Annotated in this window: 13 protein-coding genes and 1 pseudogene; 1 reads left to right on the top strand and 13 read right to left on the bottom strand. The window is 67.5% G+C overall.

Annotation, left to right across the window (positions count from 1 at the left end):
* Positions 1-87: 87 nt before the first annotated feature.
* Positions 88-471: a DUF6207 family protein gene (locus ACZ4V1_RS33110; protein ID WP_468343891.1), complete on the top strand. Its 384-nt coding sequence runs from the start codon at positions 88-90 to the stop codon at positions 469-471.
* A 76-nt stretch (positions 472-547) separates the two neighbouring features.
* On the opposite strand, the gene ACZ4V1_RS33105 is transcribed toward ACZ4V1_RS33110, so the two are convergent.
* From ACZ4V1_RS33105 to ACZ4V1_RS33045, 13 genes and pseudogenes are all read right to left on the bottom strand, one after another.
* Positions 548-1,177 carry a hypothetical protein gene (locus tag ACZ4V1_RS33105; RefSeq protein ID WP_468343888.1) on the bottom strand — a complete coding sequence of 210 codons (630 nt, stop codon included), beginning with the start codon at positions 1,175-1,177 and terminating at the stop codon, positions 548-550.
* A gap of 393 nt (positions 1,178-1,570) precedes the next feature.
* Positions 1,571-2,659 carry a pentapeptide repeat-containing protein gene (locus ACZ4V1_RS33100; protein WP_468343885.1) on the bottom strand — a complete coding sequence of 363 codons (1,089 nt, stop codon included), beginning with the start codon at positions 2,657-2,659 and terminating at the stop codon, positions 1,571-1,573.
* 137 nt (positions 2,660-2,796) lie between these two features.
* Positions 2,797-3,291 carry a Pycsar system effector family protein gene (locus ACZ4V1_RS33095; RefSeq protein WP_468343883.1) on the bottom strand — a complete coding sequence of 165 codons (495 nt, stop codon included), beginning with the start codon at positions 3,289-3,291 and terminating at the stop codon, positions 2,797-2,799.
* Positions 3,288-4,013, bottom strand: a complete 726-nt coding sequence (locus ACZ4V1_RS33090) for an adenylate/guanylate cyclase domain-containing protein (protein WP_468343881.1) — start codon at positions 4,011-4,013, stop codon at positions 3,288-3,290. The genes ACZ4V1_RS33095 and ACZ4V1_RS33090 overlap by 4 nt, the downstream gene beginning before the upstream one ends.
* Positions 4,014-4,225: 212 nt before the next feature.
* Positions 4,226-5,020 (bottom strand): Crp/Fnr family transcriptional regulator, encoded by a 795-nt coding sequence (locus ACZ4V1_RS33085; protein ID WP_468343879.1) that lies wholly within the window; start codon positions 5,018-5,020, stop codon positions 4,226-4,228.
* Entirely contained in the window at positions 5,017-5,280 is a 264-nt protein-coding gene (locus tag ACZ4V1_RS33080; RefSeq protein WP_468343877.1) for a hypothetical protein, read from the bottom strand. The genes ACZ4V1_RS33085 and ACZ4V1_RS33080 overlap by 4 nt, the downstream gene beginning before the upstream one ends.
* 583 nt (positions 5,281-5,863) lie before the next feature.
* Positions 5,864-6,148 (bottom strand): annotated as a pseudogene (locus ACZ4V1_RS33075) (transposase); the annotation flags it as partial.
* A 77-nt stretch (positions 6,149-6,225) separates the two neighbouring features.
* Positions 6,226-6,699, bottom strand: a complete 474-nt coding sequence (locus ACZ4V1_RS33070) for a hypothetical protein (protein ID WP_468343876.1) — start codon at positions 6,697-6,699, stop codon at positions 6,226-6,228.
* Positions 6,700-7,077: 378 nt separating this feature from the next.
* A complete protein-coding gene (locus tag ACZ4V1_RS33065; protein WP_468343875.1) occupies positions 7,078-8,475 on the bottom strand; it encodes a replication-relaxation family protein in 1,398 nt (465 codons plus the stop codon).
* A gap of 667 nt (positions 8,476-9,142) precedes the next feature.
* On the bottom strand, positions 9,143-10,720 hold the full coding sequence (locus ACZ4V1_RS33060; protein WP_468343874.1) for a hypothetical protein: 1,578 nt from the start codon (positions 10,718-10,720) through the stop codon (positions 9,143-9,145).
* Between the two features lie 123 nt (positions 10,721-10,843).
* Positions 10,844-11,764 (bottom strand): relaxase domain-containing protein, encoded by a 921-nt coding sequence (locus ACZ4V1_RS33055; RefSeq protein ID WP_468343873.1) that lies wholly within the window; start codon positions 11,762-11,764, stop codon positions 10,844-10,846.
* A gap of 730 nt (positions 11,765-12,494) precedes the next feature.
* Positions 12,495-13,901, bottom strand: coding sequence for an AbiJ-related protein (locus ACZ4V1_RS33050; RefSeq protein ID WP_468343872.1), 1,407 nt, complete (start codon positions 13,899-13,901; stop codon positions 12,495-12,497).
* A gap of 411 nt (positions 13,902-14,312) precedes the next feature.
* Entirely contained in the window at positions 14,313-15,581 is a 1,269-nt protein-coding gene (locus ACZ4V1_RS33045) for an AlbA family DNA-binding domain-containing protein (RefSeq protein WP_468343871.1), read from the bottom strand.
* Between the last annotated feature and the right edge of the window lie 41 nt (positions 15,582-15,622).

Below are 15,622 nucleotides of genomic sequence, written 5' to 3'. Positions count from 1 at the left end.
CCAGCGCCCCAGCGCACCGGCGCCCCGATCGGGTGACAGACCGGTATCCGGCGAACTGCCGGCACACCGTGGCGCGTGGCAGCGGGCATGAGATCGATCAACGAGGCACACGTGGCGCGGCCGGGTCTGGCCGTGGTGGAAGTCGCCGCCCTGGACGACGCGACCGCTTTCACCGTCCAGGAACTGCTCGCCGCCCAGTGCACGATCGCCGCGGCAGAACGCACGGAGCACGAGCCCGGCGAACCCGGCGTACGGCTACGGCTCTTCCTCGACCTCCACCCCGACGACAACCAGGACAACGCCGTCAGCGACGGTGCACCGGCGGGCACCGCGGTGGCGGACACCGGCCCAGCCGCAGGGAATGCCTCCACCGTGCCAGCGTGGGCCCCACCCGAGCCGGTGCTCACCACAGCCGTGGACAGTCTTGACCTGTCGGCCGGACACGCAGCGAAGGCCAGGCGGCAGAGGTAGGTCCGCCGCCGGCCAGGGCATCACCGGGCACGATTGGCGCGCCCGGTACGCGCTCGCGACGCCGAGGGGTGTTCGGTCATCGGACCCCGGCCGCAGCCCACCCGGCCCGTACCTGCTCCAACGCCTCGCGGACAGCAACGGTGTCCGGCAAAGGCCCGGTATGGCCAGACCGCAGACCAAGGGAACGGACGGCCGCTGCGGCCAGCGTGCGAACAGCCGGCGTGTCCAGCGTCAGCATGGCCGCCACGCGCTGCAGGTCCTCGGTGATCTGCCCGGGCGTACCGTCGAACCCGTCTGCGAGATCGTCCAGCAGCTCGCGCAGATCAGCGGTACCCGGTTCCCCGGCCAGCGCACGGCGGAACACGGTCAGGACCTGCCAGAGGTAGTCCAGCTCCCACGCGGGCAGGGCCCACACCATGATGGTCTCCTCCTCACCACCGGCCGGGTCCCCCATCTCGCCGGCCAGGCGGCCGACGACTGCGGCCGCGCCCTCAAAAACAGCGGCCGCCAGGACGAAGCGGTCCTCGTCGAACCGTTCGGCGGCGACGCCCGCAGCCCCGGCGATGACACGGAGCACGCCGTCCTCGATGTACCGCACCCCGCCCAGCCACGACGAGTCACCAGGCAGAACGCACTGCCGGTCCGGGCAATTCAGCCGCAACACCACCACATCCCCCCTACTCAAGACGTTGCCTGGCGCGAGCATCCCGCATGCACTCCCTGATCCACACCCCCGAGCACACCAACACCCATCGACCAGCGGATCAGAACTCACGAAACTGAGACAGCATCACCCCACATGCAATAACGCCCCAAGACAGCCATGCCCCGCGGTTCTCTCACGCCCAGGACAGTGACCCCACGCCTCGAAACCGCCACCGACCAGCAACAACACACCCAGACCCCACTGTCTCCCACCCCACTGTTCCAAAACCGAGAGATCGCACCAAGAGCAGGCGCGCCAAGCTGGACGCCGGCCAGCTCGCCGCCCTGGCCGCCCTCGGACTGGAATGGGCGGCGGCGTAGTCGGCCCTTCGGTGACCCGTTGCAGAGCGATGCCGACCAGGACGGCGCAACCGACCGGTTCCGCCCTCTGACGCTATGGAATCGGGGACAGCCAATCGGGAGGAAGGGTGACCCTCGAAGGAACAGGAGTACCGACGGCAGCAAGAAGGCCAGAGGGCGCCGAACCCGTTGCACGATCAAAGTTCACCGCGCCGCCGGAGAACATTGCGTAGTCGAAGGACACGTCGCCGCCGGAGAACGTCGCGTAGCCGAAGGTCACCGCGCCGCCGGAGAACATCGCACCGCCGAAGTACACCTCGCCGCCGGAGAACGTCGCGCCGCCGAAGGACACGTCGCCGCCGGAGAACGTCGCGCCGCCGAAGTTCACCGCGCCGGAGAACGTCGCGTAGCCGAAGGACACGTCGCCGCCGGAGAACGTCGCGCCGCCGAAGTTCACCGCGCCGGAGAACGTCGCGCCGCCGAAGGACACCCTGCCGCCGGAGAACGTCGCGCCTTTGAAGTTCATAGGGCCGTCGATGATGACGCCGGTGAGGTCGAGGTCGCAGCCCTGCCAGGAGCGGTGGGTTCCCTGAGGGCGGCGGTAGTGGTCGCCGATGAGGCGCAGGATCGTGTGCCGGACCTTGCGGAGGGCCAGGTAGCGGTGGTGTTCCTCCTGGTGGGCGGGGTCGTAGCCGGGGTCGGGGGTGAAGGGGAGCTGGAGGTAGGCGCACAGGACGTCGATGCAGGTCTGGCGCAGGCTGTCGTCGGGGGCGTCGTCGGCGAGTCCGGCCAGGGCGTGGACGCCGCCGAGCTGGACGGCCGGGGACTCCGAGCCGAGTTGCTCGACGGCCTGGGAGAAGCGTTCGGTGTGGAGCCGGGTGGCTTCGCGGTGGGCGCCGGCTTCGTCGACGCGCTGGCGGCGGTAGGCAACGACCAAGGCGACGAGGGCACCGGCCCCGGCGACCACTCCGAAGGAGAGCTTCACCAGGTCGAAGAGAGTTTTGGCGTCGAGTTTCTTGGTGGTGTCGATCTCCTGGAAGTCCAGCAGGTACACCAGGCCGTAGAAAACGCCGCCGGACACCAGGACCGCGGCGACGAAGGCGAGGGCCAGGACCCGGCCGACCCTCCACAGCCGCAACTCCCGGTCATCTGATGTCAGGTGCGGTCGCCGGTTGACTGTCATGAAGACGGAGACAAAGCACGGAGGGCCACGGTTGCAGTCGGTCTTGGGGGACCAAGACCGTTCGCCTTCACTCGGGAGGGGCGAACAGGAGAGCGGTGGTCCCGCCTCGCGCTTCGGTCCGGGTGAGGCGGGAGAGGTCAAGAGACCATGAACGCCAACAACACCAGTAGCCCGCCGACGGCGGCCAGCCGGAAAGACCACTTCACGTACACGTGCTTGCGCCACGCGATCTTGCTGGTGACCACGAGCTGGCGGCTCAGCATGGGCAGCGGGTCCTGCGACTCCAGCGATTGCTCCAGGTCCTGCGGCGTCCAGTACTGCAGGTGACCGAAGAAGATGAAGTTGGTCGAGGCTTCGGCCACCACGTGCTTGGACCGCGTCCGGGGCGTCACCACGAGTACCGCCAGCGCGGTGCCGGCAACCAGCAGCGCGACGCCCAGCCACAGCAGCGCGCCAACCGCGCCGCCCTGGCGGGCGAACTGGTGGTCCGACGCTGCCACCGCGGCCACTCCGGCTAGGACGGCCGACTCCAGGGTCAGCGCGAACGCCGCCTTTGCGTCAACCTTCCCTGTCCAGTCCAATATGGAGTCGTGGACCTTCCAGGCCGTCTCCCGTGCCTCCTGCGAACTCACGGCTGCCGCCGCCACGTCGACCGGTACACCGAGAGCATCTCCCCGCCGACCTCGTGCTTGACCGGGCCGTTCCACATCAGCTTCGGCTCATCGCCTTTGCTGTACTTCACCTTCTCGTTGAGGCTGTCGAAGACCTCGGCAGTGATGTAGGTGCGGTACGACCCCTCCCGGACGTCGCTGAGCTTCGCCGCGACATTAGGAGCGCGGCCAACCGAAACGAGGTCGCTGTCGTCGTCGCCCCGCACCCCGCCGCGCACGACCAGGGCGGTGCCGCTCGCCACCCCCACGCAGTGTTTTAGCTCCCATCCCTTGGTAACCAGGGACGACAGCTTGGCCTCCACCACGGGGCGCACAATCTTGCTGACTACGTGATTGATCATCAAGCCGCACTCGGCGGCTGCGGTGTTCTTGTTGCTGCCCATGAAGATGGCCATGACACGGTCGCCGTCGAAGCTCCTGATCTTGCCGCCCTTCGCCTTGATGACCCGGCAGGTTGCGTCCAGGTAGCAGCGGATGACCTTGGCGGCGGTCGTCTTGGTGAAGTCCCTGGCCAGGCCGGTGGAGTCCGCCATGTCCGCGTACAGGTACACGGCGTCCAGCTCGACCGCGCCATTCTTGAGCGTGATCGAGTCGGTGGTGGGCACCACGGTGCCCTTGCGGATGTTCCAATCCGCGCCAGCCACCGTCGTGACGGCTGAGCGGATGTCGTCAGCAAGTCCCATGCAGGCCCCCCTTCATCAGAGTTGAGCAGAGCCAACTCAAGCTAGCAGCAGGGACTGACAACCTCGCACATACCTTTCAGCAGCTGTGCCCGATGCCGAGCTGGGGTTTCGCTGGCCATCGACCCCGCCCCGGCCGCGGCCCTGCTCGGGGCCGCGGCCACGGTAGGTGAGCCATGAAGGAGGCCCGCGCCTTCGCGGTGCGGACCTCCTGGTCAGCGCAGTCCGCCGTATGCGATGGACGCCAAGACGCGATCCTCCTTGATTAGATAGCGTCGATTGGTGCGGGCCTCCCCCCGCCCGACCTTGTACAGCACTCCCCGGTCACGCAGGAGGGCGAGGGCCTTCTCCACTGACGCCCTACTGATCCCCAGAGCATCGGCAATGTCAACCTGTGCGGGGCCATCGACCACGCCGTCCCTGAGGAATCTGATGCTGGTCGCCGTGGGACTGATCCGCTCGACCGCGACGTCTGGCGAGTTACCGAGGTAATGCAGGAGTGCAGCAACACGTGCGACAGGGGACCTCCTGTCCGTCCCGTACACGTTCTCGGCGGCGTTGACGCGCATCATGCTTGCCTGTGCCAAGGCCCGGAACACCTCGGTGCTCCCGGTACGGTCTATCTTCGCCGACGAAATCTCCATGAGTTTGCACCCGTCGGTCAGCGCCGTCAGCGTCGTGGGCATCGCCGCCTCCGCGCCGGTCCAGTCGCCGATCAGCGCACCCCGCTTCCAGATGCGGCACCTGCCGTGGGGAGAGTCCTCACGCACCGTCCCCTTGGCGATCAGGACGGCCACCCCGGCGTTTGACCATCTCGTCTCCTGGAGGGTGTCGTACTTCGACAGCTTACGGAGAGAGGCGATCCGCGCGATCTGTCGAAGCGCCTGGGGGTCCAGACCGTGGTCCGCGAAGACCTGGTGAGCGGCCACGAGGTGCGATGGCCTCACCGCCAGGCGGACCTTTCCGGGCTCATCGAGACGCTCGTCCTGCTTGGATACCGGCGAGTTCATCGGGCGACCGGCGCCGAAGCGGTCGACGTGACCGACGGGGAGGGCGCCGCCATCGGCGGGCCTGCGGGCGCCAGGGTCTCGCCCGTACCCTGCGGTTCGCTGATCAGCGACACCACGGGGTTGAGGGCGCCGACCAGCGCGGCCAGCGCCACGAGCACGGCGGCAACCTTCGCTGGCGTGTTGGACAGGTGACGGACCGCGTAACACGCTGCAGACAGCACCACGACAAAGATCAGCAGGATCGTGAGGTTCGCATCCATGCGGAACCCTTCCATTCGCTTAGACACAACTACGCCGGCAAGCACGCAGATCCAAACGCGGTGGGGGTTCGGCTGGTGAGACCAAACCCCTTGCCGCATACACGGAATTGGGACAGTTCGACGACAGAGCGACCCGAAGATCTCCCTATCGGCTTAGCGTTGAATCGTACGCCATGGAATTGCGGTTCTAATAACCAGCGGACCACGGACAGTAGTTATGGAAGCGACGCTCCTGACCCGACGTCACTAGCGGACGAGGGAGTACACCTTGCCTGGTCGCCCCCCGGGAACGGCACAGCAGGGCACTTGGTCACCAAAAGATCAAGGCCGGGACCCCCGGGGCACCACCCCCGGGAGAGCCCGGCAACGCTGACAGCCCAATTCCGTAAGCCGTGTCTCAGCAATGACAAGGTATCCCGGGACGGGCGGCCTTAATCCCTACACGTAGGGAATCAGAGCGCCTGGACACCCAGAACCCTTACACGTAGGGGTTCTGAGCCGAATTTCAGCATCTTTTCGCGGGAATTAGCGAGCACACCCCTACCAAGAGGGATTTCACTCCAGTTACTGCGAGGGCTGCGGGCAGCTGGGCGAACCAGTGTTCCACCAGGTTGAGCCAGGACGATCCGGTGGGTGTGAAGTGCAGGTGAAAGCGGGGGTGGGCGACCAGCCACGTCTTGATCGCCGGGATCTTGTGGGTGGCGTAGTTGTCCAGCACCAGGTGCACGTCCAGGCCCGCCGGGATCTCCTGGTCCAGCTTGATCAGGAACTTCTTGAACTCCTCGGCCCGGTGCCGGCGGTGCAGGGAACCGATCACCTTCCCCGTGGCAACCTCGAGTACGGCGAACAGCCTGGTGACGCCTGGCCGGGCCGAGTGTCCCGAGTGCGGGGCGACTTGGGTGGCCGGGGTGGACCGCCGTGCCGGGGGACACCCGGCTCGCCCGCTCAGGACGAGGGCACGCCGGGCTGGGTGTTCTTGGCCACGCATTCGGCGATCCGCTGCGTCACGAGGGTCTGGACCTTGTCTTCGGCCATCCAGTAGAGATCGGACTCGGGGTCATCACATTCCGAGAGCTCTGCAAGGGTCAGTCGTATCGAGTTGCGTCCATCATCCCGGGCACCAGGGATGCTGAGCGTGTGAGTGATCGCCTTGGGCAGGATCCACACCGGGTGGGACAGGTGCCCCAGGACTCCCTCGACTTCGGCGATCTCACCGCTCGCCTCCAAGGTACGCAGTGCGGTCAGCACCGAGTTGCGTGACGCGTTCGCCTGCTCCATCAACCAGGTACTGCCCGCGCACACGGCCAGGTGAGGCCCCGTGGCCTCACGTGCCAGGGCAAGCAGTACCACCCGGGCGGTGCCTTTTGAAGCCGACTGAGTCCAGACCCAGTCCATAGCCTTCTTGCTCAGGGTAGTCACCTGTTCGACAGTCCGGGCTTGGTACATCAAGCAGAGCACATCATGCCAGCCTCCCGTCCACCGAGACGCGGTGCCGACACCCGTACGCGATCGACTGGACGATTCTGCTGTGTGGGTGCCGCGCATCCGCCTCAGCCGGTGAGCAGCGGGGCCGGGCAGGGCGTTTCCAGTCCGGCCTCGCTGGCGTCGATCAGCCGCCCTGCTGAGTGACCTTCCAGCGCCTGTTCAGTTCGTCCTTCCAGCCCTCGGGCGGGGGCCACGGCCCCCAGGCGGCGAGTTGGTCGCGCTTCCAACCGCCGGCGGGCGTGCGGCTTCGATCTCTTCGGGCGACGGCAGTTCATCAGACATGCGTGGTGAACGAACGGCCCCCGGTGGTTGTCACCCGGCCCCTGGCCGGAAGCGTGAGAGCCAGCCGCCCTCGGCCCTCTGCTCGGGCACGGCCGGGTCGTGCTCCTGGTGCTCGTGCTCGGCTTGCCGCTGGGCGGTGATGGCGCGCTGCTTGCAGTCGTCGCACAGGTGCGGGTGGGTCTCGCGTGGGGCGCCCCACCCGGCGGGCTCGATGGCCTTCCACCGTTCGTCGGTGAACCGGATGCCGCAGCCGGCGCACACCGGACGGCTGGCCTCCCGCTCGGCCTTGTGCTGGGCGGCGATGCGGCGCAGCTCCTCCTGGTGCTCCCGCTGGCGGGCTTCGTACTCGGCCTGTTTGCGGATGTCGTGGGCTTCGCGGCGCGGGTTGCTGATCGCCTCGAGGAGGGTCTGGTGGTGCGGTCGGCCGAAGCGCCGGAAGACCGCTCCGGCCGGGTCGTGCTCCTGGAGCTGCTTCATGCCGGTGACCACGATGGGCAGCTTGCCGTCGTACATGTGGAAGCCGTCCTCATACCAGGTGCCCTTCCAGTGCCGCTGGGTCAGCTCGGCCAGCTGCGCGATGACGGTGTTGGGGTTGCGCGGGCCGATCCGGTTGAAGGCGAGCAGCAGCGGCGGGTGCGGCTGGTCGCCGTGGCGGCCATCGGGCACCCACCATCGGGTGCGCCACATCGGGCACTCGGTGCCGTCGACGTCCTTCACCTTCCGCTGGCAGAACCGCATGTACTTGTCGATCTTCGCGGCGAGGACCTGCGCGGACTCGAAGCAGTTGTCGATCTCCATGAACAGCAGCGGCACCCCGTCCTCGGGCGCGGTGATGACGATGTCCGCCTGGGCGCCGCCCTTGCCGGGGTTGGACCAGGTGCCCGCCGCGGGCAGCGCCACCTCGGTCGCGTAGGAGGCGATGGTGCCCAGTCCGGCGGGCGCGTCGAAGGCGGCCTGCGCGGCGGCGCGGACGTCGGCCGGCTCGCTGGTGAGCTGGGCGAGGTCCGGCTTCGGGCGCAGCAGGGCGAGCACGGCTTCGTTGACCGTCATCGGGTGGGAGGCGCCTGTGCGGCCCGCGCCGCGGGCCGGGTTGCCCATCTCCCCCACCGGCCGCCCCAGCTCGCGGGCGGCGGCCTTCAGGCCCATGGGCGTCAGGTTGCGCAGCCTGTCTCCGCCCGGGAGCTGCCCGCCGTTCTCCGCCAGGCCGTGCTTGCGCAGATCGGACAGCGCCCCGGTGTGCGAGGCGGTTCGGGCCTGCTTCCGCTTCGAGGGCGTCGGCTTGTCGGTGTGGCGGTAGCTCAGGTGCGGGGCTGAGATTTGCTGGATCTGTTCGACGGTTGCGACCTTCAGCACTCCGAGCACGCGCAGCACGTCACCGCGCAGGTTGTTCGACGACCCCGCCGGGTTCTCCTCACGCTTGACCGCCATCAGCTGCGCGCCCTCCCCGTCGTCTGGTGCGCGCGGCCACCTGCCGGGCGCCGGCCGCGCCCGGCCGCAGAGGGCATCCGGCCCCCGGACCCGATGATCTCCTCCTCCACGGACATCACAGAGAAGTCTAGGAGGAGGGAAGAGGGGCGTGACAAGGCGGCGCGCGGCCGTATCTGCGCGGTGACCTGGGCTTTCTCGGTCCTGCTCGGTGACGGGCACCAAAGTGGGTCCCACAGGAGCGTCCCGAGTGCGCGCCGCAGGAGGCCGGGGCGGCTTGCCCGGTGCTGGTCGGGCCCGTGGTCTGGGCGGGTGCGCCGGGCACCTGCCGGGGGTCGGTGCGTGGTCATCGCGGTGGCTCCTTCGCTTCGGGCCGCCCTGGTGGGCGGGGACTCGAGGGAGCAGCGTGCAGCCGGCCCCCTTGTCCGCGGTCTGACCGGGGCCGGTAGCGGGCGCGGTCAAGGAGAAACGTGGTCGCGGTCGGGGCGGTAGCAGACCTGGACAAGGGATCATGGCCGGAGGGCTCGTGGTCGCTGTTCCTGGTCTGCCTTCGTCACGATGCGCACCACAGGGTGTGGTGAGGGCGGGTACGAGCAGGGTTGGAGCACGGCGCCGGGGTCGGTGTCGATCCACCGTGCCGGTGGCCGCACGGCCGCCAGGGGGTCAGGTCTCACGCGTAGAACTGCTGGAGGTCGAGAACTGCCCGTCGAATCGCCCTGTGGTCCTGCATAGGTACGTCGACGTCGACGTACCTGTCATCGCCTTCGTCACTGATCGGCAGGGCACCGAGCGGCGCGCTCTGGGTGTGAATCAGGTCGACGTAGGCTCCGTAGTCGATGCCCCAGATGTCGAACCGCTCGCCAGGTTGATCCTGCGCGGAGTAGCCGTGCCGGATGATGTGGAGTACGCGGGCATCGAACAGCGCAAGTAGGAGGGCATCACGGGCATCGGCGTGGTTCACGAGGAATGCCCGGGCGCGTTTCCTTCGGATGACCTCAGTGATGATCCATTCGAGCAGTCGGCGCGCCTGAGTCAGGCTCGCGATGCTGTTCATCTTGTCGCCGTGGTACCAGTCGCGTGCAGCATCACGGATGAGCGGTACGGAGATCTCTGCCGGGCCCGCCTTCATCGCGGCCTTGGCGGCGATGTACAGGGCGTCCCTAGGGACCCCTTCGGAGGCACGGACCAGCTCGTCGAACGCGCGCTTGTCGGTGAACGCGGCAGAGACGATGTTCCCTGCGATGCGTGTCAAGGGCGAGTTAGGCTTCTCCGCCGCCACGCTCTTGAGATGCTTGGCGAACAGGCCCTGGAAGAACGAGCGTGCACGTTCCTCGTTGCCCTCGTAGACCAGGAAGTCATCCAGGTTGACGTGGGCGCCCATGTCTGCGCCGAGTTCGATGCCGATGGTTTGGCCATCAACCTGGGCACGGAAGTTGGACTGCTGCTCGATAGCGGCGATCTTGACCGTGAACTTCTGAACTGGCAGTACGCAGCGGGTGAGGAAGTGCGCCAGATATGGCTGGAGATCTCGGGGAACGCTGCTCCACTCGTCGAGCAGCAGCCACACCCGCCTGCTGCTCAGTGTCTTACCTAGGTCACGCAAGGCCTTCGTCACGTCGCTGAAGTTGAGGCTGATCTGCTCGGTACCCTTACGGGTCTCTCGCTGAAGACCACGTTCTTCTGACGATGTCTCCGAATTCCACTTACCGGTGAACTTGGGGCCGCCTCCCACCAGCGTTACCTCGGCAGCGACGCCGTCCTTGCCGCCGTCCTTGCTCTCGGCCTCGTCAGTGCGCTCCACATCGCCCAGAACACGGACGGAGGTGATGGCCGTGAGCAGCTGGTCGGCCTTCTCCACGAAGTTGCCGTCATCGATCAGCTCACTGTCCTCGATCACCGCGTTGATCAGCGATTCGTGCAACTGCCCAAGGAGGTCAACGAGAAGACGAGCGGCTCGCTCGGTGATCACAGCGGACTGCGGATCAAGCAGGCCGTTTGCCGACCCGATCGTGCGCAGGTCGATGAAGAGGGCGAGGTCACCGTTCGCGGACGCCTCGGATCCCAAGTAACTAAGGGCGTGTGTCTTTCCTGTGCCACGACGGCCGTAGATCACCTGATGGTCGACGATGTTGATCACGTCGAGCACGCCCGAGTCGACGAAGGTCTCGTGAAGCTGCGGACCCTCCTGCTTCTCAGCACGTTTCGGTATCTGGTTGAAGGCGCGGTTCAGTGGCGACAGAGCTGACATGGGGGAAGGTTAGACGTATTCCACGCGTTCCAGCCACATCCGTCAGGGATGCCCAGCCGTCCGACTGCCGTCACGCGCCCATCGGTGCGCGCCGCCGCACTGGGTGCGCGCCATGGGGTCCACTCAGTGGCCGACTGCCCTGCCGCGGTGCGGTCCGGGCTCCTGCGGGCGGTGCACCTGCTGGCCGTCCGGGCGCACCAGGCGCACCGCGCCAGTGGCGTCGCCCTGGCTGGCGCAGCGGTCCGCGCGATCGCGGGAGTCGTCGCCCATCTTGGCGAACGCGTCCTGGAGGCGGCGCAGCCGGTCGTCTGTGAGATCGAGGGCTTCCACGTCCGTACGGGACTTCCGCAAGGCACGCAGCGCCGTCAGGTCCGGCTCCTCCCCGCGACCGGCCTCCGGCCCCTGGTCGTCGTGCTCGGGGTCGGCCGGCTCGGGCGCGAGCAGCTGCTCGGGCATCGCCGCCTGCTGGTGTGCGACGACGTCGTACGCCCGGCCCCGCAGAAGGGATGAGAGACGAGATGTACCAGGTGCCAGCTGTCCGCAGAGCTGATCTTCACTGTCCCGAGGGATGGGTAATGAGACAGATCTGAAACGCCCCAAGAACAGCAACGGCCGACCCGACCTCGCCTCGTAGTGGCGGAAGCGGGCGGCGACCAGACCGCCCGGCGGCCGGACCCGGTAGATGCCGTCCTTGCCGTACCGGATCACCGCGACCTCGTCCTCGATCCACTCCAGCACCCGCTCGATCGCCCGCTCGTGCGCGGCCTCGATCACCCGCCGGGTCTCCTCATCCCCGAACGCCCACAGGAGGTAGATCGTCGGCTGCGGCCGGAACACGAAGTCGACACCGGTCACCGTCACCCGGCGTCCAAGAGCGCCGGCCTTGAACGCCTTCTTCGGGGAGTCACCCGCGGCGAGCCGCTCGGCCTCGATCCGGTCCGCGTACGGATGGCGGCCCCGCTCCCCGAAGAGGTTCCGCAGCTGCGCCTCGGTGACCTCCTCACCCGCGCCAGTCCGAGCACGGCCAGGCCGCGGCCCATCCATCGCCCGGCCGGGACTCCGGCCTGCTCCTGGGCGGCGCGCAGCGGCGCGCGGGCCGGGCGGCGGCCGTCGCCGACGACGGTCTCGCGCAGGTAGTAGCGGTACATCTGACCGGCCCGGATCACCCTGATATCCACTGTCATGCAGACCACGCCACACGGCTCTGACCTGCAAGAAAAGGCCGATCAGCCCGGCGTCCCGTCAGGCGGGAGCAGCGGCCGAACTTTCTTCACCGGGGCCCGCCGGGCGGGAAGAGGCCCCGGGCCGGACGCGAATGTCATCGCTCTCCGGCAGCCCTCACACCACGACCCGAACAACACCATCCAGCACCACTGAGCATCACCACGCGCCAAGGAAGACGCACCGCCAACGAGCACCGCCTACCCAGCCCCCGGCAACCGCCGGGGGCTTCGTCGTGCTGCCCGGAGGAGACCACCGTGCCCACCTTCGAGACCCTCCCCCGCTTCACCGCCGACCTCCAGCACCTCACCCCCGCCCAGCGCTGGCGCTTCCGCCGCGTCGTCCTGGACGCCTTCGTCCCCGACCTGCGCACCGGCCGCCAGTTCCGCCCCGGCTTACGGGAAGCGCGCGGGTTCCCGAAATCCCGGAGCCGGAGTACGCCGAACCGGGACGCCACTTCCCCGTCTTCGTCGGTGGTCGTGCGAGTTCAGCCTTCACGGCTGGGGCCGGATGGGTACCCGTATTCATCCGGCCCGTGCTCCGGCCTCCGGTGTCAGCTGGTGCGGCCGTTCACTTCGAAACGTTGGAAGAGGGCCAGCAGGAACTCTTGGAGCAGGAGTCTGGCACGTTCCGCGTCCCTGAGTTCGTCGTGGCCGAACCGGAAGACCTCGTAACCTCTGAGCTTGAGTTCTCGGTCCCCAGCCACCAGCTCCGCGTACTTACAGCTGTCGGGTACCTGACCGTCGTCGCGGGTGTAGTGCTGGGACCCGTCGACCTCAAGAACGACGCGCTGGCCGTGGGGCATTAGGAGCAGGAAGTCCATGCGGGAGCGCAGCAGCGCTTCAGGGCCACGCTCACGGACTGTTTTGTGGTCCCAGTGGAGCCACACCTCGGGCAGGAGCGCCGGGAGGTCATAGACGGCAGAGCCGAGGATGTGGTGGTAGAGCTCGAAGACGTTGCGCTGCCCGGGTGAGTTGCCGGGCAGGCTGCGGCGGAGCCGGTGGTAGAGGGTCTTCTTGGCTTCGGCCTCGTCTGCGATCTTTTGGGTGTCCTGCCACCAGGTTTGGAGGTCTCGCCAGCGGATGCCGTCGCCTGTGATCTCGCGGTCGTAGACAAGGACGTTGCCGGGGTCACCGACGATTTCGATGTCGTTGTCCACTGCGGAGAGGAATCGGATGTCCGGCTTGGTGAGCGAGGCGAAGATGACGTTCTTCGGCCGTCGGTTGTCGGCGAGCCGGGTGGAGACCACGGTGAAGCGCGGGTAGCCGCCGTCTGCCCCGGTCTCACGGAGCTCGACTCCCGCGCTGCGGATCTGCTCGTTGATCTGTGCCACGAGGTGACGTTGGGCGGGCTCGTCGAGGAGCACGTCGGCGGAGACGGCCGATGCGAGGAAGCGGGCGAATCGCGCGTCGCCGGCCTCGAACGCCCCGAGGTGTTCGAAGAGGTCCTCGGTCGACCAGTCCTCCGGGTTGCGGAAGACGTGTTGCTGGATGTGCTGTCTCAGCCCAGGCGGGCGGTTGGTGCTGGGAAGTAGCAGGTCGGCGAGGGATTCTTCACGGTCGAGCACCCAGAAGCGCTCCAGCAGCGTCATGAATCGGGCTTCGTGGCGTGCCATGTCCGCCAGGTCCAGGGCTCGGGCCAGTTCGCGGCGGACCCTCTTGGATATCGCCGGGGGTGACGACTCCGCCCAAAGTAGATCTTGTATCCCGTTGCGAGTCGCAGCGGTGAGACTCCCACGAGCCAGGATGCGTTGCGCGACGTGGGTGAGGTCGTTGTCGGAGACCTGGGCGTAGCTGCGTTCGATTCGTTCACGCAGCGATCCCTCCTCCTTGGGGATCTCCGGCATGGCCAGCTCCGCGAACGCTGCGTTGAGGGTGGCATGCGTGTTCCCGCTGAGGTGGCGCGAGACGACAGCGTCCAGCTGCTGCCGAAGTCCCGAGCGGTACCTGCTGCTGACCATCAGCCGATGATCCCAGAACTCCGCCGGGCAATCAGCAGTTTGCAGCGTCCAGGACGGCTGTCGAGTCAGGCTCGCAGTGCTGGGCGGAGGGCCGAGCGGTGCTGGTCATGGCGCGATGGGCGCCTCAGATGCGGGGCGCCAGGACCTGCCCCGGCAGCGGCCCGGGGCAGGCGGTCCTTCTCTGCGCCAGCTTCACCGCGGCCTGGGCAAGTGTGCGCGCTGCGAGTGCCTCGGGAGAAGCCATGGCCTGGACTGTAGCCACGAACCGGCTCCCGCAAGAAGGAGACCGCAGGTCCCGTCCCCACCCTCTCCTTGTCGACCGCACCCCAGCTGTCACCGCCGACGCCATCGCTCGCACCGGCTTCTGGGACGAACGAATCGGTAACAGCAGGCCCGCAGGGAGCAGCTCAGCTACGCCGACCCGTCACGCTCTGGAGGGCGGATCATCAGAACGTTCGACACACCGCCCTGGTTCACGCAGTCCTGCGCCAGGTCGTGCACCTGCCAGAAAAAGTCCGGGTCAGAAGCAACTGCATTCACAGTCGTCTCGACAGGCGTATACCGATGCAGAGGGGTCGACACCTCGTCGTAAACGAAGCCCATGGTGTCCCGGGTCAGAATTGTCAGCGGCCCTTCGCCAGCCCACTCGACTCCGACACGCACGTCGTACTCGCCGGCACCGGTCAGGTCCGCAGTCGCTCGGACCAACGCCATCATGTCCGTGATCGAGCACTCGATGGCAGAGGACTCGACGTGCCGGCCCTCGAAGAACTCCCCGCCCTCAGCGCCCGAAGCAGCACGCCGGTGTCCGCCCACAGCGGCCGCCAGGGTGACCGATCCGTCGTGGTGGATGGTGGCCCACGCCTCCTTCCACCAGGAGTAGGCGGCCGCTGCCGTGTTCACCAGGACCCACCGGCGCAGGCCAGGGCGAGGGTTGAGCCGGTCCACGCTCTCCAGGGGGTGAACACCACCCCGCCCCGCGTACATCAAGGCAAGGCTCTCTGCCTTGGACGTCACCTTCTGCGCCTGGTCGCGTGTCAGCCTCTCGCGAACGAGAGGGAGCCGCGGGTGGGCAACCGCGATCAGCCACGCCCGCTTGCGGCTGTCGCGCCCGGCGGCGGCTTCGGTGAACAGCGAGTCCAGGGCCTCGGTCGCATGGCGGCGCTCGTCGAAGCGAGCGCGGTACATGGCCTCGATCTGGCGTTCCTTCATCCATACCGTGTCGGCGTCGTTGCGGACGGGAGCGCCAAAGTAGTCGTGCCGATAGATCAGGTGCGGACCGTCGACGCTAGCCGGGATCTCCACTACCACGGCCCTGTTCCCTGCCTCGCCCACACGGTGCACACCGAGCCCGAACACTGGCGGCGAGATCGCAGTGATCGCGGCGCTTCGCAGTGCCCGCTCGTGGCCCTCATCGAACTCGCCGACATCGACGCGGCTAGTCGCCGCCTTCTGCGTCTCTTGTACGCCGTAAACGATCACACCGCCGCCGCTGTTCGCCATGGCCGCGACATCCTTCGGGAAGTCTGTTTGCGGCAGGCCTTTGGCGGGCGGCAGCTCGGACTTCCAGTCCAGGTCGCTGTGTTCCGTCACGCCAGCTGTTACGGCGGCGTCCAGGATGTCACCGGTCAGTGGCCCAGGCGCGAGCCCGAGTATGCGGTGAAGTGGCGTGAAAGGCATGGCGCAAGCTTAGGGAAGCCCTCTGTGTCCTGTCCTTCTGA

This window comes from Streptomyces sp. NPDC028991 (assembly GCF_055564775.1).
Note: the sequence above shows the minus strand (reverse complement) of the source record. Positions and strands in the feature narration are given on the sequence as shown.

Excerpts from the sequence above, each read along its gene's own strand:
- ACZ4V1_RS33110 (WP_468343891.1), top strand. The coding sequence starts at position 88 with ATGAGATCGATCAACGAGGCACACGTGGCGCGGCCGGGTCTGGCCGTG.
- ACZ4V1_RS33105 (WP_468343888.1), bottom strand. The coding sequence starts at position 1,177 with ATGCTCGCGCCAGGCAACGTCTTGAGTAGGGGGGATGTGGTGGTGTTG.
- ACZ4V1_RS33100 (WP_468343885.1), bottom strand. The coding sequence starts at position 2,659 with ATGACAGTCAACCGGCGACCGCACCTGACATCAGATGACCGGGAGTTG.
- ACZ4V1_RS33090 (WP_468343881.1), bottom strand. The coding sequence starts at position 4,013 with ATGGGACTTGCTGACGACATCCGCTCAGCCGTCACGACGGTGGCTGGC.
- ACZ4V1_RS33085 (WP_468343879.1), bottom strand. The coding sequence starts at position 5,020 with ATGAACTCGCCGGTATCCAAGCAGGACGAGCGTCTCGATGAGCCCGGA.
- ACZ4V1_RS33080 (WP_468343877.1), bottom strand. The coding sequence starts at position 5,280 with ATGGATGCGAACCTCACGATCCTGCTGATCTTTGTCGTGGTGCTGTCT.
- ACZ4V1_RS33065 (WP_468343875.1), bottom strand. The coding sequence starts at position 8,475 with ATGGCGGTCAAGCGTGAGGAGAACCCGGCGGGGTCGTCGAACAACCTG.
- ACZ4V1_RS33060 (WP_468343874.1), bottom strand. The coding sequence starts at position 10,720 with ATGTCAGCTCTGTCGCCACTGAACCGCGCCTTCAACCAGATACCGAAA.
- ACZ4V1_RS33055 (WP_468343873.1), bottom strand. The coding sequence starts at position 11,764 with ATGGATGGGCCGCGGCCTGGCCGTGCTCGGACTGGCGCGGGTGAGGAG.
- ACZ4V1_RS33050 (WP_468343872.1), bottom strand. The coding sequence starts at position 13,901 with ATGGTCAGCAGCAGGTACCGCTCGGGACTTCGGCAGCAGCTGGACGCT.
- ACZ4V1_RS33045 (WP_468343871.1), bottom strand. The coding sequence starts at position 15,581 with ATGCCTTTCACGCCACTTCACCGCATACTCGGGCTCGCGCCTGGGCCA.